Here is a 22,998-nt window from a genome sequence, read left to right on the forward strand (position 1 = left end):
ATTATGCTCTGGCCAACTCCAGGTTCTGGAAAGCCGCGGGAGAAGTAAGATCCCACCCCAGCAGCTGTTCAGCTCTGGAATACTCCCCAGCTTCAATTAACTGGCGAATTCTTGTCGAAGAAATCATTTCGTTTTCTGGACATTCTACGGGATGCAAAACTCCTAAGTTGAAATGCTGACCCAGTACATCAAGCGTTCCCTTCCTGCCTTTGCCGAATCGAAAATTAGGCCCTTCCCAGATTTCCAGCGGATTTACATCTCTGAGTTCTTCAATGAACTCAAGCATATCCTTTTTCATATAATCTTCATCGAACCTGCCTACGATGACTTGGTCCGCGCCAATGCGTTCCAGCCTGTAAAGCTTTTCTTCCAGTGTCGTTAACAGCTGACCGCGACCAAAATAGACTTTAGGGGGAGGATCAAAGGTATAGACTACAAAGGGGACCCCCCGCCTTCTTGCCCGCTCCTTTGTTTTTGCCAACAGCCTCTGATGCCCCTTATGCACACCATCAAAAGCACCAATAGTCAGGACGGAAGCCGCCAAGTTGACGGAGCCCAAAGTGTGAATATCCAATGTTACCTCCCCTTTCTTATAAAGCCTCGTAGGAATCTATTAATTTCGGTTAAACGGATACTGAGCTTTTTACATCTAGCTTGGCAGCTTTTTTAACCAGCTCACGCTGTGGCTCCAGATCGAAGTTGTTGAAAACTGCTGCCTGCTGTGCGAATGGCGGGCTCTGTGCAAACAGTTCGAACGTCGTGTTGTGACCTGCAAGGGAAGAATTCAGCAGGTCTCTCGCAAAGTAGAGAAGCTTTGCTCTTTCTTCCGGGCTCCACTCGCCGACTGAGTAGTATCTGTCAATATACTCCTTGATAGCCGGGTCAGACATAGTCGCTGTGTCAGGGGTTACTGCCAGTTGTCCTCCTACAAGCTCCCTTGTGAGGTGAGCCATCGCCGGGAAGTTGGAAAGTGCGAACACACGTCCAGTGTAGAGCAGGGACTGGTTAGGCATGATCAATCCGCCAGGACTTTCTTCTGCATTGGCTACTGCTGCTGTCAAGTGAGCGTTAATTCCTTCCCTATAATTGATCAGCTGTGAAATTTTCTCCTGCACTGCCTGGAGACGTGTCAATCCAGTCTGATCGGCATTCAGTGTCGCAGCACCTAGAAGGTAATCTGCTCGGCGTAGCATTCTCAGCACATAGTTAAAAGCGGAGTAACGGTGTACTGTTGAACGGATGTAAGCAGCTGACTGAAGCGATCTGTGGAACAAGACGTTCTCCCAAGGAATCAACACGTTGTCAAAGATGAGCAAAGTGTCGATTTCTTCAAACTTTGTGGAGATCGGATAGTCCTCTTCCTTTCGTCCCTGACCAACCGATGTACGGCAAATATGTTTGAGTCCCGGCGATCCCATATCACAGATGAATCCGCAAGCGAATGGCGCCATTGTTTCTTCCCCGGCAGCCCAATCGAGAATCGTCGGCTTGACAAAGGCCTGGTGGGCATAGGCGGCAGCGGTTTCAAACTTTGCGCCCTTTACGACAATTCCTTTGTCGTTCTCTTCTACAACATGTAGCAACGTTCCTCCGTCTTTACCGCTGAAGAGCTTGCTTCTGTCTCCTTTTGGGTCCGTGTTGGCAGATACATGGAACAGGTCTTCCCTTGCTACTCGATCAATGTGGTATTTGATGTTGTCCGCATAAATCGGGTTGATTTCATTTAACTTGTCTTGCGCATCATATAAAGACCACATCTCTCCAATTGTTTCGTCCCCTACTCGGTAAACAACGCCTCCCAAATCGTCCAGAACTGTTTCTACATGGTTACGAATTGCCGTCAAATCTTCTTTTGACTTTGGCGGATTATATGCACGGGAGATTACTTCTCCGTCCGGTAAGGTAGCAGTAAGCGTCTCTTTATATCTGTCTTCATGCGGCATATCGTACATTCTTGCTTTGATATCGACAATCGGATTGAAAGCCGGATGCTCTGCCACATTTTTGACGCGTTCTCCGTCAATGTAAACCTCTCTTCCATCATTCAATGATTCACGGTATTGTTCCCCTGTCATTAATGCCATATTATTTCCTCCTCATTTTTCATTGTTAACTCCCTCAAGGAGTGTAAGTGGAATGTTATGCTCTTTCATATTGGTCAAATTGCCCAAATTTTCCTCTGTAGTACACCAATGGTCTTCCATTATTTGTAGTTGCAGATTTTACCTCCGCCATGAACACGGAATGTGTTCCACCGGTAATTTCCTCGACTACTCTGCATTCAATACTTACCAAAGCATCTTTTAATACCGGGTCTCCAAATTCGCTGTATGTCATGTTTATGTCCTTGAACTTTTCCGTATTAGCTCTGGCAAACTGTATAGCGAGTTCTGCTTGATCTTCTTTGAGGATATTTACAGTGAATGTCTTTTTTTCAGAGATCGCATGGCAAGTACCAGTTTGTTTATTTGCACATATCAGCAGCATAGGTGGTTCAAGAGAAACCGAACTGACGGCGCTGGCCGTAATTCCGTAGTCGACTCCATCTTTGTTTGTCGTGATGATTGTGACCCCGCTGGAAAAGTGTCCAATTACGTCCCTGTATTCCTCTGACTGAATCAAAGGTAAAGCGTTCTCAACTTTTTTAGGTGCATTTACACTCATATTCCATTGCCTCCTCATTCGAGCATATATTCATTAAGGGAAATATTCCTTATCTATTCCTTTATAGGCATTTTACAGTGGAAAAGAACGGTTGTCAATAGAATTCTCAAAAAATTCTAATCTACTTTTCCCCATTGTTATTTTACCTTTTTACTATAGAATCAAGTCTAGGTTGCTTGTTAATACACTCTGTAATTAAATAAAAGATACCCCCGTAAACCGCTTCAATGTTTATGCCGGATTGAATGCCTTCATACTCGTACTATGCAGCGGCTGAACTTTTGAATCGGGATCAATGTAGGCTTTCGCATTATTAACGGCTGTTGGTCCTTCTCCAAAACCTGTTGCAATCAGTTTTACCTTGCCTGGATATGTGGTTATGTCTCCAGCCGCGTAAATTCCTGGGATATTCGTCTCACCTTTTGAATTAACAACGATGCTTCCCTTATCAATATCTAATCCCCAGTTTTGAATAGGCCCAAGAGTGGAAATAAATCCATAATTGACAATGACATCGTCTACTTCAATAGCTGTCTCTTCTTCACTCTTTACCTTTTTAAGGACAACTTGTTGAATCTGATCTTCACCGATTAGTTGTGTTGGGACAAATGGCGTCATGATATTTACTGAAGAATTCATTAAAGTCTCAACACTGGATTCGTGCGCCCTAAATCGATCACGACGATGCACCAGTGTCACCTGTTCTGCAATTGGTTCCAACATCAATGCCCAGTCAACAGCAGAATCTCCACCACCAAACACGATGACCTTTTTTCCGGCAAATTGATTCATGTCGTTGATGAAGTAATGGAGGTTTTTCCCCTCATAGGACAAAGATTTTTCTATTTCAAGCCGTCTTGGTTCAAACGCTCCAACACCGGCGGTGATAATTATTGACTTTGATACATGATCTGAAGTATCTGTAATGATTTCAAAATTGCCATCTGAGTTTTTTACAATATCAATCACTTTTTCATCCAATGCGACAGTTGGGTTAAAAATAGATGCCTGCTCTATCAAACGATCAACCAATTCCTGAGCTGTTATTTTCGGAAAGCCTGGAGCATCGTAGATATATTTTTCAGGATATAAGGCTGCAAGCTGCCCCCCTAATTGAGGCATGCTGTCAATGATTTTAACTGAACATTGTCTCATTCCACCATAAAAGGCGGTAAAAAGTCCTGCAGGCCCGCCTCCTATAATTGTAATGTCATAAACTTTTCCATTTGAGTTCATATTTTTCTGCTCCTTTCTCCTCTTTCAGGTAAACTATATAGAAGATTCCTAGTCTTTAATCGTACTTAAGGCATTATTGAAGAACTTTTGCCGGAGAAAGAACGAATTTTTCAATGGCATGCCGTACACCCTCCTCATTATTGCTAAAGGTTATATACGCAGCTTTTTCCTTCAACTCTTCCACTCCATTCCCCATCGCTATGCCTAAGCCGGCAGTCGAAATAAGGTCCATATCGTTATAACTATCCCCGATCCCGATAATTTCCGACCGATCTATTCCGAGTTTCTTTGCTAGGTGAAGAAGAGCTATGCCCTTATTAGCCTGCGGATGTGTTATTTCAAGATAAAAAGGCTTTGATTTTGTGACATGGGCGTTGCCACCGAATTCGGCACGAAGTTCAATCTGTAACTGATCGAGATAATCAGGCGCATCAATAAAAAGGGCCTTGGTAAATCCTCCATCTGCCAATTTTCCTAGACCTGGCTCAACTGTGTATGGCACCTTAACCGAGTCATAATATTGTCGAATAAATTCGTTGTCGGATGCAGTATAGAGAATGTCGTTCTGATAAACCTGCAAATGTAGGTTATTTTCTTTCGCCACTTCAATCAATCTATGGGCAACATGCGGTTGTATAAGTCGTTCATACAGAACTTCGTTCCCGGCTATATTTTTAATTAGAGCTCCTTGGTAAGTAATAAGGGGTACGTTCAATCCAAGATGCTGGGCAATATTCTTCGCAGACGCAAACATTCGCCCTGTAGCGATAGTTACAACGATTCCAAGGTCTATTGCGTCTTGTATAGCTTGGATAGTTCCAGTTGATACGATCAAATCAACTGTAAGTAAAGTGTCGTCCAAATCGATGGCAACCATTTTATACATTGGTGTCGTCCTCCCTTTACATCTTGTTTTAAAAAAGCATGAGGGAGATGCTTTTATGTAAAAAGCTTGTAGACAGGGTCTTTCAAAAAGGAAGACTTTGTCTACAAGCCAAGATCCTTCGATCTTATATAGACTGGTAGAATTCTACATATGTGGATCAAGCTGCGTATATGTTAATTCGGAAAGTGTTTCCTAAGTTTTACTTTGATGGAAACTGTAAAAATGCTGCTTTGTAATCAATTTATATATCTTTATCGAAACAAATGTAAGTGTCACTAACACTATTGATCTTATTTATAGTTATACTTGTACTTCGATCACCGCGTTTGGACTATCGATTATGTCATTATTATTTTTTGTAATGATTCCATCCTTTATGACCATTGAAATTGGATTGCTTCCCATTCTGTATGGCAGCATTTCATATAAGTTATCCTTTAAAATCAATATATCCGCAGCCTTCCCCACTTCAATGGAGCCACGATCTTTCCCAATTCCTAAAGAAACGGCTGCATTAATTGTTGCGGCTGCTATTGCTTCTTTAGGCGTCCAATCATAAAGAGCACAAGCAAAACCGATAATTACAGGCATGGCACCTACCGGAGATGTTCCCGGATTATAATTGCTTGATAAAACAACCAAAGCACCTGAATCAATTAGCTTTCTTGCAGGCGGAAGATGTTTTTCCCGCATTGTAAAATCAGCTCCCGGAAGCATCCCAGCTGCTGTATTGGACTTTGCGAGCATTTGCATTTCTTCCTCGGTTATTTGATTCAGATGGTCAGCGCTTGAAAATTCCAGCAGGACCGCTTCTTTACAGCCTCCAATATTGTGGACCTGATCACTATGCGCCCTGGGAATAAGCCCAAGTGAACGTGACGCTTCCGCAAACTTCCTGGCATCTGAAATATTAAATGTGAATGGCTCGATATAAATGTCCGTCATGCGTGCCAGTTTTTTCTCAGCCACTTCCGGCAATAGGTCATTGATTACCTCATTAATCCATTCACTGCTTGTGTATCCTTCTGGTACATCATGAGCGGCCAAACAGGTTGGGATAATATCAACAGGTGAGTTTTCTTTTATTTTTTGTATCAGATGAAGCTCTCTCAACTCTCCCTCTACATTACTGGAGTATCCGGACTTCATCTCAACTGTGGTTGTTCCCCAAGTGTGTATATGATCCAATAAATCGTTGGTAAATTGGAGTATATCTACATCAGAGGCTTCTTCCATTTCCTTTATGGAAACCTTTATGCCGCCTCCCCCTTGAATTACATTTCCGTAGGTTTTCCCGCGTCCTCTTGCAACCTCTCCGCCTCTCCAACCGTAGAACGGCAGATGCGTATGGGCATCGATAAAGCCGGGGAGAACACTTTTACCTCTGGCATTTATGGTTTGTTCGGCTTCGATGATCTCTCTTTCAAATAAGGTGTTTGTTTTCCCTACAAATGCTATTCTTCCATCTTTTATAGCAATAGCAGCATCCTCAATTTCAATGGATTGTTCCATTTCTTCCCCACGGAGACCGCGATCAGGATCACCTGCCAGGGAAAGCAACCGATCAATATGGGTAATCACCAAATCGTATTTCATTCAGCAGATGCACCTTCCTGAAATAATATTAGTTTAGTTGTTTATTCTAGTTTGACAAGCTGTAAGTTATGCGCTGCAAGGCCTCGCAGTTGGGTTACCTTCAAATGGAACGTCACCTATTTTAATTGATTGAGTCGGGCAAGATTCAGCGGCATCTTCTACATCATAATAAAGGTCATCCGGTATTTCTCCGGTTCCTTCATTATCGTCAAAGGTCACAAACGAATATCCTTCTTCCGTGTAATCGAATACATCAGGTGCAATGAGGCCGCATTGTCCACACGCAATGCATGTATCTTGATCTACAATGGTATATTTTGCCATTTTTCACACTCCTTAAGAAATGTTTGGTAATTAATCAAGATCAAATTTCTTGATATGTTATTTGGCATATTTCTGACTGTTTTTTTAAAAAAAATTTAGTCTGAGCAAATAAGAGGTGAATTCACTGCCTCATTTGCTCAGATATAATAGAAGTTTCATTTATTAAAGGTATTGAATGTGTAACTTAGCTTTGTACCGTTTCTATCGCATAAATGCTGTCATACAGCTTAAACATATGATCACGAAGTTTTCTAGCACCCCAAATGGCATTCTTGCGCTGTTCTTCCGTTTTCATATGGCGCTCGAGCAGATTGACACCCAATTTACAGTGGAAGTCTTCATCCTTTTTGATTTTTTCATAAACTCGTGCTAGATCATCCAAGCCGATTCGGCGGCAGTTTTCAATCACGATATCCATCTGTGGGGTCGTGGATGTTTCGGAAACGTTCCAAACAGCAATAGCACATGTGCTGTCTTTTTCCAACGCTTCCCAATGCAGGTCTTCCCATGCTTGAGAAGGTTCCGGCACATCGGTTGGCGGCTCGTATCCGTGATTTTCCAGTACGCGGCTGATGATTTCGTAATGGTTCGCTTCATCCCAAAGGTGTTTGCACAGAGCCGTTACAAGGTTGCGGTCGTACTCTCTCCAGTATTTCTGAAGCAATGTACCGATAAAGGAAACGTAAGCGATTTCATGCCAGTCCCTTGGAATAATCGAATTGAATACTTCTTCATGAGTCAGATCTTCTCTCGTCCAAAATGTTTTTGCGTTTTCTTCCGCCTTGTCCATCAATTCCTGTTTAATCCCATTAAATTCTGTCCAAAACTGTTCTTCTGTCATAATTAAACCCTCCAATATTAAAATATTAAACTATAAAGAGAATCATTTGGGAATATTTCCTTAAATGTATGTTATATCCTTTATTTTCTTTTGTCAAGATAGTTTTTTAATTATTTTCAATTCAATTGATAATTAAGAAAATGTGAGTGAAACGCTGAATCGTTTTTCAGCTTGGAAAGAACCTGTCCAGAGATCGAGCAAGCTAACAAACGTCTTCTCAGTACAGGTTCTCCCTTCTTATCGTCCCTAAGAACTCATCTTCGTTTCTTCAGGCTCTTCATTTATTTTCTCAAAATCACCCACCCTCATTTCAGGCGGCCTCTTAGTAAACATTTTCGTGACATACACAAGATAGATAAAACCGGCAGCCATCCAAATGCCACCGAGCATCATAGAATGCCTATCTAAGTTAATCCAAAGCCAAACAGTAAAGCCTGCACCGATAAGCGGCATGATCAGGTACACAATTGTATCTTTAAAAGATCGGTGTTTATTTTTTACATAATAATGAGTGATGACTGAAATGTTAACAAATGTAAACGCTATCAAAGCTCCGAAATTAATAAATGACGCTATTAACGTCAAGCCAACAAACAACGAGGCAAGTGATAAAAAACCAACGATTATGACATTATTTGAAGGTGTATTATATTTCGGATGAATATAGCCGAATACTTTTTTTGGGAGAACTGAATCACGCCCCATTGCATACAACAGGCGTGCAACGCTGGCATGTGATGCTATTCCCGCCGCTATTCCCGTTACAATCATACCTGCCGCAATCATGGAACTGAGAAAAGTACCTCCGATAAACTTGGCAATATCCAAAGCAGCTGAATCAAGATCGGTGAATTTGGTATAGTCCGGAAAAACCAAATGTCCGACATATGAGATAATGATAAATGTTCCACCGCCGATGAACGCAACAAGAAGGATTGCTTTTGGTATTGTTTTTGTAGGGTTAACCGCTTCTTCAGTAAACGTCGTTACAGCATCAAAACCCAGAAATGATAACGCCAAGATTGCAGCACCTGCTATAGCGGTGTCAATCGACCCCCCTGGACTATTAAACGGCAGTGTAGAGAATAATGTTCCTTCTCCCATCCCACTTATTACACCTTTTACCGCAAAGATAAAAAATAAGACAATTGCCAACACCTGAAATGCAATCATTAAGGTATTGATTCTTGCCGCCACTTTGATTCCCAAGTAGTTAATAAGAGTCATGACAGCTACGAAACCTACAATCCAGACCCACTTTGGAACACTGGGAATGATAGCAGAGATATAAATGACAAAAATCAGGTTGCACAGCAGCGGCAAAAAGAGATAATCCATTAGAATGGCCCATCCAACGAGTAAGCCGGCATGTGGGCTTATTGTTTTTTGTGTATATGTATACGCGGATCCCGAGATAGGATATGCCTTTACCATACGCCCATAACTAAATGCGGTAAACAGCATGGCTGCCAAGGCTAAAACATATGCTGCAGGAAGCATTCCTTTTGAAGCATCTGTTGCTACACCGTAAGTGGTAAAAACAGCCATCGGAGACATATACGCCAATCCAAATAATGTAACCGTAAATACACCCAGCGTCCGATTAAAAGTATGGGCTTGTTGCATTTTCACCATCTCCTTTAAAGGTATTCGTTCATTGAGTACCTATTAAATTTTTAATTACTAGCATATTGAATTTTCAATTAAATCCAATTTGATTTATCTACCTTATCTCGTTCACCTTATGGTTTTCGGTAGACTCTTTCTAGAGTATAATAACCAGTAAGTCCTTTTTGGTTATTAATAAGGTCTTTAGGCTGAGCAGCTTCAACCAACCAGAGTAGGGCTTTTTTAACTGATTGAAATTATTATTCAGCAGGTATTCCAAGTTCAGAAATACCTGCTTCTTTACACAATTAAAGAGTTTTCTCGAAAGCTGTAATGGATTCTGAAAGAACCTCAAAGATAGTTTCGAGCTGCTGCTCGTTAATGATTAACGGCGGTGCAAGCGGAACAATGTTTTTTCCTCCAAAAGTAAGGGCTCTCAAAATGACATTGCGTTTTATACATTCATCGACAACAGTTACCGCTGCGTTTGCAGACGAATCAAATTCTTTCCCTAAATCACGATCCGCCAATAATTCGATTCCGCCCATTAAACCGATTCCTCTGGATCTAGCAGTAACTTTATGGTTCTCTTCCAGATATTTAAGCCCCTTCATCATTACACTTTCTAAACGCTTTGTATTGCCAACAAGCTCTTCATTTTCAATGATTTCAATATTTTTTAATGCAACCGCACAAGCAGTTGGATGTCCGCTGTAGGTAAATCCATGGAAAAAGAAGTTATCTCCGGACAAATCAATGATTTCATCACGAATACTTTCCTTAAACGCAACCGCCCCAAGTTGGATATATCCGCTCGTAATCCCTTTGGCAAGGGACATCATGTCTGGTACAACGTCCCAATTTTCGACACCAAACATTGTTCCAGTCCGCCCAAATCCACAAATCACTTCGTCTGTGATCATTAATATGTCATGCTTGTCACAAAGCTCTCGGACCGCTTTCAAGTAACCTTCTGGCGGAACAAGCACCCCGCCGACACCTACGACCGTCTCAAGAATAACAGCTGCAACCGTATCTGCGCCTTCTCTTTCAATAATCCCTCGAATGCTCTCGCTGTAGTCAGGGTCTGTTTTATCTCCTTTTTCACAATTCAACAAATGCGGCTTTGCATGGAAGAAGTTAGGCGGATTTGATGTTGTCATATCTTTGTACTCTTGAATGCCTGTGGCCCCAGTCGTTCCAATTGTAATGCCGTGGTATCCTCCTTGGAAGCTAATCACCTTTGTCTTTTCCGGTTTTCCTTTTAACTTATAATAGTGGCGGGCAAGCTTAATAGCTGAATCATTTGCTTCGGATCCCCCAGAAGTATAGAAAAACACATTCAAGTCTCCTGGGGTAAGTGAGGCAAGCTTCTCGGACAAATGAATAACAGGTTCATGTGAAAAGTTATAAAAAGATGAACCATATGCTAGCTTTGTCATCTGCTGTTTTGCTGCCTCTGCTAACTCTTCCCTTCCATAACCGACATTCACATTCCAAAGTGTTGAAACGCCATCGATATATTCCTTGCCATAAGCATCTTTAACATAAATGCCATTTCCTTCAGTAAAGATCATTGATGGTCCTTCTTTATGCTGTTTGACAAGAGATGTGGGGTGAAAAAAGTGTTTCCTGTCAATTTCCTTTAATCTTTCAATATCTACACTTTCCAAAACTGTATTGTTTATCATTACAATCCCTCCGTTGAAAATTATTAATTAATATAAAACTAGCAGACTAGCTTATAAACCAAACCAGTTAGCACCCTCTTCACTAAGATCTACCCATACATTTTTTGTTACAGTATACATATCTAACGCTTCAATCCCCAAGTCGCGGCCAAATCCACTTTGTTTTACGCCGCCAAATGGAGTGTTACTATCTAACCCGCCATACGAGTTTACATGAACGGTCCCGGCCTGCAAGCCTCGCACCATTCGGAGCGCGCGTTTTATGTCACTTGTCCAGACACCTGAAGATAACCCGTAAATAGAATTATTTGCTTTCTCCAACACATCTTCCTCGTCTTTAAAACGAATTACCGAAGCGACAGGCCCAAATATTTCTTCCCTTGCGATTGTCATTTCATTGGTCACATTCTCAAAGATGGTTGGCGTATAGAAAAATCCGCTTCCGGCATCCTCGTGGCGTTTTCCACCTGTTAAAATACTTGCTCCTTCATCAAGGCCTACAGCAACATAATGTTCCACCCGCTTTAATTGCTCTTCTGAAACTTGAGGACCCATTTGTGTAGACGAATCAAGCGGGTTCCCTACGCGAATCGACTCACTTTTCCTTAAAAATAAGTCCATGAATTTATCATAAGCTGATTCTTGGACAAATAACCTTGAGCCAGCCGCACAAACTTGTCCTTGTCCCATATAAATACCTGATAGGGCACCGTTTACCGCTGCTTCTATATTTGCATCTTCGAAAATAATGTTGGGTGACTTACCGCCAAGTTCAAGTGAAACAGGTTTTAGGTTCTTACTGGCAGACTGCATGACAAGCTGTCCTGTAACAGTTGAGCCTGTAAAGGCAACTTTGTCAACGCCCGGGTGGTTGCTCAGTGCATTCCCGGCTGTACTTCCATGACCGGGTACTACATTTATGACACCGTCCGGAATTCCAACCTCCTGGAAGACTTTGATCAATTCCAAAGTGCTGATAGGTGTCAATTCTGCGGGTTTTATGACAATTGTATTTCCTGCTGCCAGCGCCGGGGCAAGCTTCCACATAGTGATCATGATTGGATAATTCCAAGGAATAATCGCTCCTACTACCCCGATCGGCTCCTTTAGCGTAAAGTTGAAGCGATTATTTGGGGAGGCTAGAGTTGCTCCCTGTACTTTATTTGCAAGTCCTGCATAAAACTCCAAAACATTAATGGATGCAGGCAAAGCAACCAGTTTCGTTTCATTAATCGGCAACCCATTATCTTTAGATTCAATTTCTGCAAGAAATTCAAGCTTATCATTTATTTTTTGTGCCGCTTTATATAATAATTTGCCGCGGTCAGTTGGGGACATTTTTGCCCATTCTCCAGATTCAAAGGCTTTTCGAGCAGAATGAACAGCCAGGTCGACATCCTCTTCTCCTGCTTCGGCAACCGTTGCATTAAGTTCGCCTGTTGCTGGATTAAAAGATTGAAACGTTTGTCCAGACACAGAGTCTACCCATTTCCCCCCAATAAATAATTTATATTCCTTTTCCATGCTGCTGTAACCCCTTTCATTATGAAATTGTCGTGTTGCAAATTTTACTAGGATGTTGTAAGTTGAATAGTAAATTAGGTACCTTACAAAATTCTTACAACATTCTTACAAAGTGAGAAAGGTTCCCTTTCATCTCAATTTTTTATCAAAAAACTGGAGGTGTGACATAGGTGGCAATAATCCAGTCGAAATTAAGGATTCCGAATTTTTCACCTTGCTTGAAAAGAGACCGCTTATATTCTTATTTTGAGCAACAGGACAATTCCACCATAATTGCGGTGACCGGTGAAAGCGGTTACGGAAAAACCGCTTTAGTTGCTGACTACATTCGTGAATATGACATACCTGTGGTTTGGTACCACTTGGAAAAAAGTGATAGTTATGCCCATATTTTTCTTTCATATTTAAGATTTGGCCTCATGCAGCAGTCAGATTTGGCGAGTTCCGCTAATCTCACTATAAAACCGAATGATGTAGAGAAGGCTCTTGAAGATATCATTTTGCGCTTGTCCAGCAGAACTGAGCCGCTATTCATCGTTTTGGATGATTACCACTGTATCGATGGGAGCCCTGACTTAAAAAATATTATAGAAAAATTGTTTACTCACTCTTCTCCGCTCGTTACATTTATTATTTTAAGCCGGGTTAAACCAGCTTTAGCAACGACTTTAAGGATACGCAGAACATATAAGGAAATAACTTCGGCTAAATTGGCGTTTACCCGAAACGAAACAGAGTTGTTTTTTAATACCCTCTATCAATTAAACCTTGAGACCCAGGAACTCGATCTAATATTCAGAATTACCGAAGGTTGGGTGACAAGTTATCAATTGATCTATGGAATTATTAATAAAATGAACAGGCAAGAGCGCTCGCTTTTTTGGTCAAAGTTTCCGAATGTCTCCGATATTTTTGATATTCTTTCAACAGAAATACTTGAATTGCAAGATGAAAAAACAAAAGAATTTTTATATAAAACAAGCTTGCTAGCTGAACTTGACCCTGCCGTGATAGAAAGATATTTAAACATGGATAATGCCGACTCACTTTTGAAGAATCTCTTGAAGAATCATTTGTTTATATTTCAAGACGAGCAGGGCATCTTTCGCTATAACCGGCTCTTTCGTCAATTCCTATATCAGAAATACGAAGAAGAGGTAGGTGCAGCTGCCATAACAAAAGAGCACCTTAAAATAGCATCTATTTATGAAGATCTATATCAATTCGTCCATGCATTTGCACACACAACTATAGGAAAAGATTATCCAAGGGCTGCCAAGTTAATGGTCTACATCCGAGATCGTTATAATCCAATCGAGACCATGTTTTTTTTAGATGGCTGGCTGGAAGAGATTTCACCAGGACAATCTCTTGCGAACAATACTTTGTTTTTAATCCGCTGTATACCTCTGTCAACGTTAAATGAGCTAGTAACTCATTTCGAACAAAATATTAAGGTCTTAAAGGAAAAAAATAATCAATTGTGGCTTAGTTACCTTCAACATAGGCTTGCCTATATTTATTTCATGCGCGGAGAAATTTTCAAGTCTAAAAACCTCTTTACCGAATCCCTAAAAGGGTCAAGGCTCTTTCATGATTATCCAATGACTGCATTAAGCTTGATATTAATAGCTGAACTTGAGGGCTACCTTGGAAACCAGGAAGAAGCTCTGCAAAATGTTCGTCAGGCATTATTTATTTCAGAGAAATACGGATTAAAGCATACACAACTTCAAGCCCTAGACACACTTTCTACTATTTATATAAATGTAGACAAATTAGATAGAGCCTCAATATGCATTCAACAGGCATTGGAAATTTCATCCACCTACGATCATTCCTCTTTGGTCTTTGTTTATACTAACTTAGGAAAATTATCTCGGAAAAAAGGAAATTTAAAGGAAGCAATAGAGTGGGGAGAAAAAGCAGTAAAGTTCGCTGAGAAGTATAAAACTGATTTTGATATTGGCTGGTCGCACTTACATTTGGGAGAGAGTTATATTGAACAAGGCAGGTTAGAGTTAGCAGAAAGGCATCTATCAAAAGCATTTACTTCATTTTCATTATTCTCATATTACCGCCATATGGTGCTTCTCGCACAAATAAAACTTTACGAATCGCAGGAAGATATGGAACAACTAGAAAAGAAGAAGAAAGAGTTACTCGAATTCTGTACTTTCAACAATTTCCATTGGGTACTAAACCAACATAAGGACAGTATTGAGGAAAAACCAGGGGTAAAAATGAGAGTACAAACAGTTGTAAGAGAAAAAGCGAAGAAAACATTATCCATTCAAACATTGGGAGACTTTCGAATTGTTAATAATAATCAACCGGTTACAATTAAAAGAAATTCAAGTATCCGTTTGCTGCAGTATTTAATAACTAAGCGCAATAAACAAATAAATAAAGAGGTTTTACTCGAAGAAGTCTTTCCTGAAGGAAATGCAGAGTCGATTAATAATCAGTTGTATGTATCTCTGTCCATTTTACGCAAAGCTTTAGAACCGGACTTAAAGTCTGGAAACCAGTCAAAATATATAGTCCGTTCCGAAAATCATTTTATTTTCAACTCAAACTGCATAGATTTGGATGTAGATAAGTATATGATTTTAACAGCAAGTTTAGATAATAATCACTCGCCAAGTCGGCTTAAATCACTCCTTGAGGCTGAGAAATGCTATAAAGGAGATTTTTTTCAGGCCTATCCATATGAAGCTTTTTTAGATATGGATCGTATGCAGCTACAATCTCTGTACATTAGACTATTAAAAATATTAGCAAACCATTACTATAATGAAAAATCATATTCAACAAGCTTTGATTACTTTGATAAAATTTTATACAAAGATCCATTTCAAGAGAATATTTATTTCGATTACATCGAACTATTATTAAGGCAGAATCTTATTTCTCAAGCGAATGATGTTGCCGACAAAATGGTCCATTATATAGAAAAAGAGATGGGAATAAACGTACAGAACAAACTGTATGAAATCTTTTCTAAATATCAGAACTCCCTTTCCTTGACCAAGTAAACAAATTACCGGAAATGTTGTGGGAAGTACTATATTTTTAAGTAATTAAAAAGTGATAAACAAAGAAGATCCTGCTTTATTATACAGGATCTTTTTATGATTTCTCTAAATAGCAGGAACATTAATCATCCCGTAACCTTCATAATCGAAGGAACCCTCTTCAACAGCCGCTTGATCGACTTGTTGGATTCATGAAGTACGAGATCCTTATCAACGGTTTTGACTGTCCCGTTCTCCATGACAATCTTTCCGTTAATGATCGTTGATTCTACATCGGCTCTTGTTGCGGAGTAGACGATCCTTGAAATTGGATCGACCTCGGCAGAAGGGAATGTATGGAATTTGTACAGGTCAAGAATAGCGATGTCCGCCTTCTTTCCGACTTCAATGCTGCCGATTTGATTTTCCAAGCCGACAGCTCTTGCCCCTCCAATGGTAGCCATTCGGAATATGGTTTTGGAGTCCATGATTGTTGGTCCGTGAATTGGCTTTTGAATGAGCGATGCCATTCTCATTTCATTGAACATATCTAGATTATTATTGCATGGTGCACCATCTGCCCCCAGGCTGACGTGTGCCTGCAAATCAAGCATGTCTGGTACATCGGCGATTCCCGAGGCGAGCTTCATGTTGGAGCTTGGACAATGACTCATTTTGATGCCCCGCTCTTTGATGATTCGCTTTTCCTCATCATCCAGCCAGACGCAGTGTGCCAATATCAGGTTTTCGTTTGCCAGGCCGATATGATCCAGGTAAACGATGTTTCTCATTCCTCTCTGCTGTTCTACAATTTCGATTTCTTTTCTGTTTTCGGAAGCATGTGTATGGACTTTCACCTTATAGTGGTTGGACAGATCCCGGACCTGTACCAAAAGTTCTTCCGTACAAGAGACAACGAATCTAGGGCAAAAAGCGTATTGAATCCGGTCATTGTCATATCCGTTCCATTTTTCCAGCAGGTCAACGCTTTGTTGGATAGACTTGGCTGTATCCTCCCTCAAAAGGTCAGGAACATCATCTCCCATATCCATCATCACTTTTCCGGCCAGGCAGCGTATCCCGCTCTCGGCCATCGCCTGGAAGGCAGACTCTGTATGGTTGACGGTCTCCATATCCACAATGGTGGTTGTCCCGCTTTGGATCAATTCCCCCAAACCCAGCATAGCTGAATAATAGCTTGATTCTTCATCATGAGATGCTTCCAAGGGCCAAATTCTCTTTTGAAGCCAGTCCATTAGCTCCAAATCATCTGCTTGGCCACGGAACAATGTTTGGCAAAGATGAATATGCGTTTGGATAAATCCTGGAATAACCGTCTTATTTGTGGCATCGATGACTCGATCAGCCTTATTCCCCAGATCTTTGCCTATACTTTTGATTTTATCATCCACGATTAGCAAATCACCTTGGACAATTTCCTCCTGGGCATTCATCGTGATGATTTGCGCATTTTTTATCAGTATGCTGGGCATTCCATTTTTCCCTCTCTTTCTTTACAAATTATATGAAGCCTTACTTTGCTCAATTGAATAAGTCACAGCCAATTCTTTATAAAATTCAATGGATCTGAGATAAGCTTGAATATTGACAAATTCATTGGGTTGATGGGCGAGACTCTCATCGCCTGGTCCATAAATCAGCGTCGGAACCTTACTGTCCGGATTTAATACGGCAGCATCCGTATAATAAGAGACTCCGAACAATGAATCCTGCTTTCTCAAGTCTAATGCCAAACTGATCAGTTTATTCGATTTATCGGTTAATATCGCCGGACGGTCCAATTGCATGTTGACAGAAAAGTCTGGGGAACCTTCTGTTGAAAATAGTTCATTTAAATTGCTTTTAATTTCAGTGATTAATTGTTCGTGGGATTGAGGAGGGACGGTTCTGATGTCCAACGACATACTGCAGCGATCAGGAATGACATTCGTTTGGACTCCCCCATTTATTTTTGTAACAGCCAAACTGCTTTCGCCCAGCGGTTCAACGGATATTCTCCATTTTTTCTTTAAAAAATCCAGCCTTTCAATTACCTTGTTCATCCATTCGATAGCATTGATGCCCATATCGGGCATGGAACCATGTGCCGTCTTTCCAAGTGTGACAATTTCTATCCATAAGGCTCCCTTATGTCCAACGACGACCTTCTCATTAGTCGGTTCGCCAATTACTAGGGCTTCAACATTTTCCATTGACTGTTCTTCCAAGTACTTTCTTGCACCGCAACTGTCCACTTCCTCACCTGCGGTTGCGAGAAAAACGATTTCCTTAGGAAGTTTTTTACCCTCCATAAACAAGGATTCCACCGAAAGATACATCGCGGCAAGGCCGCTTTTCATATCGGACGCCCCGCGTCCGTACAGTTTATCGCCCACTATTTCGCCGGAAAAAGGGGAATACGTCCACGGCTGCTCCCCTGGCAAGACCGTGTCCATATGTCCACAGAAAACTAGCTTCCCAGAGCCTTTGCCCTCCAACCTAATCTCAAAATTGCTCCGGCCTGGTTCAACTTCGGTAATTTGATAGGGGATGCCGGCTGACTCGCATCTATCAGCCAGCATTTTGGAGACTTTATCTTCATTCCCAGGAGGGTTGGAGCTGTCAATTTGGATCAGTTTCTGCAAAAAGCGGACAGCATCCATTTATCTCGCCTCCACAATCTGCATTTTTAAAGAAGTCACTTTATAACCGTTCACCGGAGCCATGTCCTGCGAGCAGGTTGAACAGGCGATAACAACTTCTTCCAAAGCTTTCAGCCGGACGTAATCACCTGGTTTGGATAGGGGTTCATGAATCTCATAGTCGCCCTGGTCATCCAACACATTATTCATAAAAAAATTAATGGGATCCGGAACGGGCACGTTGCCTAAACCGAACACAGCCAAGGCTTTATTCAGATTATCATGGCAATTGGGATGGTCTTCCATACCAAAGTCAATTTTATAACGATAGTAGTCACATGCAGGGAAAAAGAAATCATGTTTTCCGACAGTATCTTCAATAAATGTCATCAATGGACGGCGCCTGTTACTGTAAAGAGCATCCCCTGGCTTTAACCGGATACTGCTCAGCGACGCCCTCATATGAACAGGAGAAACGAACTCCTTTGGATCATTTTTATTGAAACAGACAAAATCGCCGACCTGTTTGCCATCCATATCAATGATGATCAGTTCTTCGCCTGGCTTCAGCAGAACACTTCGGCCCTCATATGGCGGTATGATTATCTCATCCCTGATTCGTTCCCTTGCTGAATTCACCATTATAAAACACCTCTTCTTCCGCTCGTTTAGTCGATAAATAAAGCGACAGCTCTTATAGGGGAACCTGTCCCTTCCCTAATCTTTAAAGGCAAGCCGAAATAGAGGAAACGCATTCCGGCAACCTGATCCAAATTGATCAGATTTTCCGTATTTGATATCCCATACTCCCGGCATATCAAATGGCCTGAATAGCGCTCATCTTTTGGATTGTCAATGGACGGTGAGTCAATGCCGATGTTGACGACACCTCTTTCAGCAAGCCACTTGGCCCCCTCGTAATTAAGGCCAGTGTATCGTGTCAGCCATTCGTCCGTTCCGAATTTCCGGTTATAGTGGCCCGTATATAAAAGAACTATGTCCCCTTTTTCCAGTACCTGCTGCGATTTTTTCAAAGCCATCTCCAAGTCCCTTGGTGTGATATATCCATCCGGAGATACGTGTGACACATCCAGACAGACGGCTGGGCCGTAGTAGTATTCAAGCGGCATATCATTAATGTATTTGCCATTAGGATCAAATTCGTAAGTGGCGTCCGTATGTGTTCCTCCATGTTCGTTAATCAGGATATTGTTGGTGGCAAATTCGAAGCCGATCTTCTTCAAGCTTTCTTCATGGGAAATGTTCTGCCATATGTGTGTCGGTTGATGCAATGGAAATACCGGCATGCCTTGATAAATTTCCTGTGAAAGATCAACCAGTCTAATACCCATTTAAGTTGCCTCCCTCCTATTCCACAACTGGGGAAAGTACTTCAAATTTATCTACATCAATTAATCCCATATCCGTAATCTTCCATTCAGGACTTGTAACAAGCGACCAGAATGACAAGTGCATGAATGGTACTGGAATGCCGCAGCCAAGCTCGGATTCAGCCAGCTGTGTGAGTTCAGCAATTTTTTCACTTACTTCCTGCCCGCTCATTTCATCCGTAATCAGGCCGCCGACTCTTAAAGGAAGATCCCCGACTACCTTGCCGTCTTTGATCATAGCGATTCCGCCATCCATTGAAATGACCCGGTTAACGGCTGTTACCATATCTTCATAGTTGGTACCCGTAACAATAATATTATGCGTGTCGTGGGCCACACTCTCTGCGATTGCTCCGCTTTGCATCTTGAAGCCGTTCAAGAATGCTTTTCCTATATTTCCGGTTCTGCCATGTCGTTCGACCACAATGAGTGGGAGCACATCCTGCTGAAGACATGGCTGGACGACACCGCCGGAAACATTCAAATTAAATTCCTGTGCACCCGTCAGGTTTTGAAACGGGATGGCTACGATAGAGCGGACACGTGCACGGCTTCCGTTTGCTGTGATATGAAGATCTTCCACCTTGACTGGTCCTCTTTTAACCGATTTCTTAACACTTTCCGGATAAGTATATGAGCCAAGATCAATTGTCAATTTCCCGCTTTCTGCTGCAAGACTTCCATTGAGATAAACCTGGTCGATGGTCATTTCATTCAAATTGCTGATGACTGCAATGTTCGCACGCTTACCCGGCGCAAGAATTCCGACATCCTTGAAACCGAAATGGGTTGCCGGATTGATGGTTCCCATTTGGATTGCTTCAACCGGGTCCACACCCTGTGCGATAGTGCGCCTGATAATATCGTTCATATGTCCGTCCTTCAGAAGATCTTCCGGAACCATATCATCTGAAACTAGAATTGCACGTCTCGAATCCATCCCTTCTTCAGTAATGGCACGGATACATTCAGCCATATTTCGTTGAGAGGATCCTTCCCGCATAAATACACTGACGCCATAGCGAAGTTTTTCCATCATTTCTTCTTTTGTCGTTGTTTCGTGGCAAGATACATGGCCGCCACCGCTGATGATATGAGCTGCAAGCTCTTTTCCAAATAAAGCCGGAGCATTTCCTTCGACAGTCTTGCCGATGCTTTCCGCATAGGAGACTGCCGCAACAAGGTCATCAATCAGCTCAGGTGCATTTTCATAGACTGGCCCAATATTACTGAAGCTTTGGATTTCACCGATTCCTTGTACGTAAGGATCGTTCAGAAGCTCTTCCATATGAGAGGAGTTCACATCAAAGCCTGCAGTTTCAAGCCCTGGAGCATCCGGGACTGCACAAGGCACTGTAAAAAATATCTGGTTCGGCAAAGTCTTGGCTTCCTTGATCATTTCCTGCATTCCATGAACTCCCAATACGTTTCCAATTTCATGCGGATCGGCAACGATTGTGGTGGTGCCGGTAGGTATTGATAATCGGGAGAACTCCGTACAAGTTAACATCGCGCTCTCAAAGTGCATATGTGAATCGATGAATCCAGGTGAAACAAACTTTCCCCTGACGTTTTCTACTTTTGTCCTGCTGCCGATCAAGGCGCTTGCGTCTCCCACCATGAGTATGTATTCGCCTTTTATCGCTACGTCCGCTTCATAAATCTCCCTTGTAACCGTATTGATGACATAGCCGTCCTTCAGTACAATATCCGCATACTGATTGGAATCCAGGAGAACGTCGATCAACTTTCGGTACTGAACGGCCTTCTTTATATTCTCAGCCTTCATATTTCACTCTCCACCCTTTCTCCTCTCTCACTCCAGACTGTCTATAATTCCTACAATAGCTGCATCTACAGGTGCATCCTTGTTTTGCATAGCTCTAGAAGCCATGCTTCCCTTGACAAAGATGACCTTTTCGCCGATTCCTGCGCCAACCGTATCAACTGTAATAACGGGCTGAGAATCCAGGGGAGCGCCGTCCAGACCGATTGGCTGCGTAACAAGCAGCTTCGTGCCTACTAATCTTTCATCTTTTCTCGTTGCTGTCACTCTTCCAACTACGATTCCCATTTCCATAGATCTCTCCCGCCCTTTTCTCGTTGATAAGAAAAAATATAAAATTACACTAAGTTTTCTATTTAAATAATATGCGCTATGTCTAGCTTCCACGAACAGAAAGCCCTCGTACCACCGACGCACAGGAAGTGCTAGTGCAAGCAAAGCAAAAGGACTAGGAAAGCTGCGGCAGCCTTACATCGCAACGAAGAAAAAGCGTTAGCTTTTTCGAGGATGTGGCGTTCTGAGGCGGCGACGCGCAGGACGCGCTAGTGCAAGCGAAGCGACAGGATGTCGCGCCCTGAGCCTGCCAGGCACCATCGGCTCAAGTTTCAAGTTGCAAGCAGCATATTCAGGGATGATTCTCACGATGTGACTGAAACCGGCTGCTTTGCAGTGGTGGCTGAGGAACTCCCTCATCAAAATTCGCTTTGTGCTCGTCGCCTAAGACTGCGCGCCTCGCGCTTTTCCTATAGATTTCGATTTGACGCTCCTTTGCAACGTCCCGTGCCAGCGGTGTTATGATTGCACCCTGTCCAACTTCTATCAATCGGTTCCCCGCTTCGCCATGCTTTTTAATCGTCTCGGCTGTTATTATCTCCTTTTCTTTCCGCAAGGCAGCCGGCTTGAAATATGTCTGAAGCTGTGCATTGTTCTTGAACAATTGGATTCCAATTCCCCTCAATCGCTCAAGCTGCTTTTTCATTTCATGTTTTAAAAAAGGGGTGCCATTGTCCAATCCAGCTTCTTTCCATATTAAATGGAAAGGATCTGCTCCTGCAGTGTAGGCACATACTCTTTTCCCGCTCATCAGTGCCCATAACAGAAGTCTGATAGGCCTTTGTCTGTCGTTGAAGCTCAATAAATCCGAGACTGTCGAGAATGGCAATACCGGAATATAAAAATAGTCCATTTTCTCTTTTAGCTTCTCCGCATTCTCTAATGAGATCCAATCATCAATGCCGGCCTTACAGGCAAGTTCTGTCACGTTAAAATGTTCAAGAATCAACTGATCGGGGCATATCCGGATTCTAATATGCCTTCCTAACCGCTCTTGTAACTCTCTTAATCCCTTTAAACCTTCGTCCAACCCATTCATATGATAGAAAAGGAGAGCAAGCACAATTTTTGGGCGTGCATTTTCTGGACTGCTCATGTTTTTGTAAAACAGCTCCTGCAAAGTTGACTCTGCGAGAGCACTTTGCCGGTTCAGATGCACCCTTATTCACCTTTGGATAAAATTGCACGCTCAACTTCACTGTGTGGTCTAGGAATGACATGGACGCTGATCAGTTCTCCTACACGGCTCGCTGCATCGGCACCTGCATCAGTTGCAGCTTTTACCGCACCGACATCTCCGCGCACCATGACTGTTACAAGACCGAAACCTACTTTTTCATAACCGCAAATTTCCACGTTTGCAGCCTTTACCATCGCATCTGCTGCTTCAACCGCACCTACTAGTCCTTTTGTTTCGACCAATCCTAAAGCTTCTCCTCCCATATTAAAACCCTCCTCA

The 22,998-nt window shown here is 42.1% G+C and carries 20 protein-coding genes; 1 reads left to right on the top strand and 19 read right to left on the bottom strand.

Annotated features, from left to right (window positions below):
* Nucleotide 1: 1 nt before the first annotated feature.
* From D4T97_RS06945 to D4T97_RS06995, 11 genes are all read right to left on the bottom strand, one after another.
* Complete coding sequence (locus tag D4T97_RS06945; RefSeq protein WP_126049040.1) at nt 2-574, bottom strand: FAD synthetase family protein; 573 nt, start codon at nt 572-574, stop codon at nt 2-4.
* Between the two features lie 49 nt (nt 575-623).
* Nucleotides 624-2,084: a 4-hydroxyphenylacetate 3-hydroxylase family protein gene (locus D4T97_RS06950; protein ID WP_126049042.1), complete on the bottom strand. Its 1,461-nt coding sequence runs from the start codon at nt 2,082-2,084 to the stop codon at nt 624-626.
* 55 nt (nt 2,085-2,139) lie between these two features.
* Nucleotides 2,140-2,664 (bottom strand): flavin reductase family protein, encoded by a 525-nt coding sequence (locus D4T97_RS06955; RefSeq protein WP_126049044.1) that lies wholly within the window; start codon nt 2,662-2,664, stop codon nt 2,140-2,142.
* Nucleotides 2,665-2,895: 231 nt separating this feature from the next.
* Nucleotides 2,896-3,900 carry an NAD(P)/FAD-dependent oxidoreductase gene (locus D4T97_RS06960; RefSeq protein WP_126049046.1) on the bottom strand — a complete coding sequence of 335 codons (1,005 nt, stop codon included), beginning with the start codon at nt 3,898-3,900 and terminating at the stop codon, nt 2,896-2,898.
* Nucleotides 3,901-3,973: 73 nt separating this feature from the next.
* Nucleotides 3,974-4,786, bottom strand: a complete 813-nt coding sequence (locus tag D4T97_RS06965; RefSeq protein WP_126049048.1) for a Cof-type HAD-IIB family hydrolase — start codon at nt 4,784-4,786, stop codon at nt 3,974-3,976.
* A gap of 300 nt (nt 4,787-5,086) precedes the next feature.
* A complete protein-coding gene (gene hutI / locus D4T97_RS06970) occupies nt 5,087-6,382 on the bottom strand; it encodes an imidazolonepropionase (RefSeq protein ID WP_126049050.1) in 1,296 nt (431 codons plus the stop codon).
* 66 nt (nt 6,383-6,448) lie between these two features.
* On the bottom strand, nt 6,449-6,706 hold the full coding sequence (locus tag D4T97_RS06975; protein WP_126049052.1) for a ferredoxin: 258 nt from the start codon (nt 6,704-6,706) through the stop codon (nt 6,449-6,451).
* A 184-nt stretch (nt 6,707-6,890) separates the two neighbouring features.
* A complete protein-coding gene (locus D4T97_RS06980; protein ID WP_126049054.1) occupies nt 6,891-7,547 on the bottom strand; it encodes a hypothetical protein in 657 nt (218 codons plus the stop codon).
* 246 nt (nt 7,548-7,793) lie between these two features.
* Nucleotides 7,794-9,173 carry an APC family permease gene (locus D4T97_RS06985; protein ID WP_126049056.1) on the bottom strand — a complete coding sequence of 460 codons (1,380 nt, stop codon included), beginning with the start codon at nt 9,171-9,173 and terminating at the stop codon, nt 7,794-7,796.
* Between the two features lie 290 nt (nt 9,174-9,463).
* On the bottom strand, nt 9,464-10,846 hold the full coding sequence (locus tag D4T97_RS06990; RefSeq protein WP_126049058.1) for an aminotransferase family protein: 1,383 nt from the start codon (nt 10,844-10,846) through the stop codon (nt 9,464-9,466).
* Between the two features lie 51 nt (nt 10,847-10,897).
* Nucleotides 10,898-12,370: an aldehyde dehydrogenase family protein gene (locus tag D4T97_RS06995; protein ID WP_126049060.1), complete on the bottom strand. Its 1,473-nt coding sequence runs from the start codon at nt 12,368-12,370 to the stop codon at nt 10,898-10,900.
* A gap of 170 nt (nt 12,371-12,540) precedes the next feature.
* Here D4T97_RS06995 and D4T97_RS07000 point away from each other — a divergent pair, with 170 nt between their 5' ends.
* Nucleotides 12,541-15,408: a tetratricopeptide repeat protein gene (locus tag D4T97_RS07000; protein ID WP_126049063.1), complete on the top strand. Its 2,868-nt coding sequence runs from the start codon at nt 12,541-12,543 to the stop codon at nt 15,406-15,408.
* Nucleotides 15,409-15,533: 125 nt separating this feature from the next.
* Here the strand turns inward: D4T97_RS07000 and D4T97_RS07005 are convergent, their stop codons facing one another.
* The 8 genes from D4T97_RS07005 to D4T97_RS07040 form a co-directional block, all read right to left on the bottom strand.
* On the bottom strand, nt 15,534-16,880 hold the full coding sequence (locus D4T97_RS07005; protein WP_126049065.1) for a 5'-deoxyadenosine deaminase: 1,347 nt from the start codon (nt 16,878-16,880) through the stop codon (nt 15,534-15,536).
* Between the two features lie 21 nt (nt 16,881-16,901).
* Entirely contained in the window at nt 16,902-18,050 is a 1,149-nt protein-coding gene (locus tag D4T97_RS07010) for a M20 family metallopeptidase (RefSeq protein WP_126049067.1), read from the bottom strand.
* Nucleotides 18,051-18,671 (bottom strand): DUF1989 domain-containing protein, encoded by a 621-nt coding sequence (locus D4T97_RS07015; protein ID WP_126049069.1) that lies wholly within the window; start codon nt 18,669-18,671, stop codon nt 18,051-18,053.
* 26 nt (nt 18,672-18,697) lie between these two features.
* Nucleotides 18,698-19,381: a cyclase family protein gene (locus D4T97_RS07020; protein ID WP_126049071.1), complete on the bottom strand. Its 684-nt coding sequence runs from the start codon at nt 19,379-19,381 to the stop codon at nt 18,698-18,700.
* 16 nt (nt 19,382-19,397) lie between these two features.
* A complete protein-coding gene (locus D4T97_RS07025) occupies nt 19,398-21,209 on the bottom strand; it encodes an adenine deaminase (protein WP_126049073.1) in 1,812 nt (603 codons plus the stop codon).
* Between the two features lie 27 nt (nt 21,210-21,236).
* Entirely contained in the window at nt 21,237-21,500 is a 264-nt protein-coding gene (locus D4T97_RS07030) for a EutN/CcmL family microcompartment protein (protein WP_126049075.1), read from the bottom strand.
* 331 nt (nt 21,501-21,831) lie between these two features.
* Nucleotides 21,832-22,698, bottom strand: a complete 867-nt coding sequence (locus tag D4T97_RS07035; RefSeq protein WP_126049077.1) for a hypothetical protein — start codon at nt 22,696-22,698, stop codon at nt 21,832-21,834.
* 2 nt (nt 22,699-22,700) lie between these two features.
* Nucleotides 22,701-22,982 (bottom strand): BMC domain-containing protein, encoded by a 282-nt coding sequence (locus D4T97_RS07040; RefSeq protein ID WP_120075113.1) that lies wholly within the window; start codon nt 22,980-22,982, stop codon nt 22,701-22,703.
* Between the last annotated feature and the right edge of the window lie 16 nt (nt 22,983-22,998).

Source organism: Siminovitchia acidinfaciens, from assembly GCF_003605385.1.
Taxonomy (GTDB): Bacteria; Bacillota; Bacilli; order Bacillales; family Bacillaceae_C; genus Siminovitchia; species Siminovitchia acidinfaciens.

Bases quoted from the DNA above. Each gene is read 5' to 3' on its own strand.
- D4T97_RS06950 (WP_126049042.1), bottom strand. From the start codon at position 2,084: ATGGCATTAATGACAGGGGAACAATACCGTGAATCATTGAATGATGGA.
- D4T97_RS06955 (WP_126049044.1), bottom strand. From the start codon at position 2,664: ATGAGTGTAAATGCACCTAAAAAAGTTGAGAACGCTTTACCTTTGATT.
- D4T97_RS06960 (WP_126049046.1), bottom strand. From the start codon at position 3,900: ATGAACTCAAATGGAAAAGTTTATGACATTACAATTATAGGAGGCGGG.
- D4T97_RS06965 (WP_126049048.1), bottom strand. From the start codon at position 4,786: ATGTATAAAATGGTTGCCATCGATTTGGACGACACTTTACTTACAGTT.
- hutI (WP_126049050.1), bottom strand. From the start codon at position 6,382: ATGAAATACGATTTGGTGATTACCCATATTGATCGGTTGCTTTCCCTG.
- D4T97_RS06975 (WP_126049052.1), bottom strand. From the start codon at position 6,706: ATGGCAAAATATACCATTGTAGATCAAGATACATGCATTGCGTGTGGA.
- D4T97_RS06980 (WP_126049054.1), bottom strand. From the start codon at position 7,547: ATGACAGAAGAACAGTTTTGGACAGAATTTAATGGGATTAAACAGGAA.
- D4T97_RS06985 (WP_126049056.1), bottom strand. From the start codon at position 9,173: ATGCAACAAGCCCATACTTTTAATCGGACGCTGGGTGTATTTACGGTT.
- D4T97_RS06990 (WP_126049058.1), bottom strand. From the start codon at position 10,846: ATGATAAACAATACAGTTTTGGAAAGTGTAGATATTGAAAGATTAAAG.
- D4T97_RS06995 (WP_126049060.1), bottom strand. From the start codon at position 12,370: ATGGAAAAGGAATATAAATTATTTATTGGGGGGAAATGGGTAGACTCT.
- D4T97_RS07005 (WP_126049065.1), bottom strand. From the start codon at position 16,880: ATGCCCAGCATACTGATAAAAAATGCGCAAATCATCACGATGAATGCC.
- D4T97_RS07010 (WP_126049067.1), bottom strand. From the start codon at position 18,050: ATGGATGCTGTCCGCTTTTTGCAGAAACTGATCCAAATTGACAGCTCC.
- D4T97_RS07015 (WP_126049069.1), bottom strand. From the start codon at position 18,671: ATGGTGAATTCAGCAAGGGAACGAATCAGGGATGAGATAATCATACCG.
- D4T97_RS07020 (WP_126049071.1), bottom strand. From the start codon at position 19,381: ATGGGTATTAGACTGGTTGATCTTTCACAGGAAATTTATCAAGGCATG.
- D4T97_RS07025 (WP_126049073.1), bottom strand. From the start codon at position 21,209: ATGAAGGCTGAGAATATAAAGAAGGCCGTTCAGTACCGAAAGTTGATC.
- D4T97_RS07030 (WP_126049075.1), bottom strand. From the start codon at position 21,500: ATGGAAATGGGAATCGTAGTTGGAAGAGTGACAGCAACGAGAAAAGAT.
- D4T97_RS07040 (WP_120075113.1), bottom strand. From the start codon at position 22,982: ATGGGAGGAGAAGCTTTAGGATTGGTCGAAACAAAAGGACTAGTAGGT.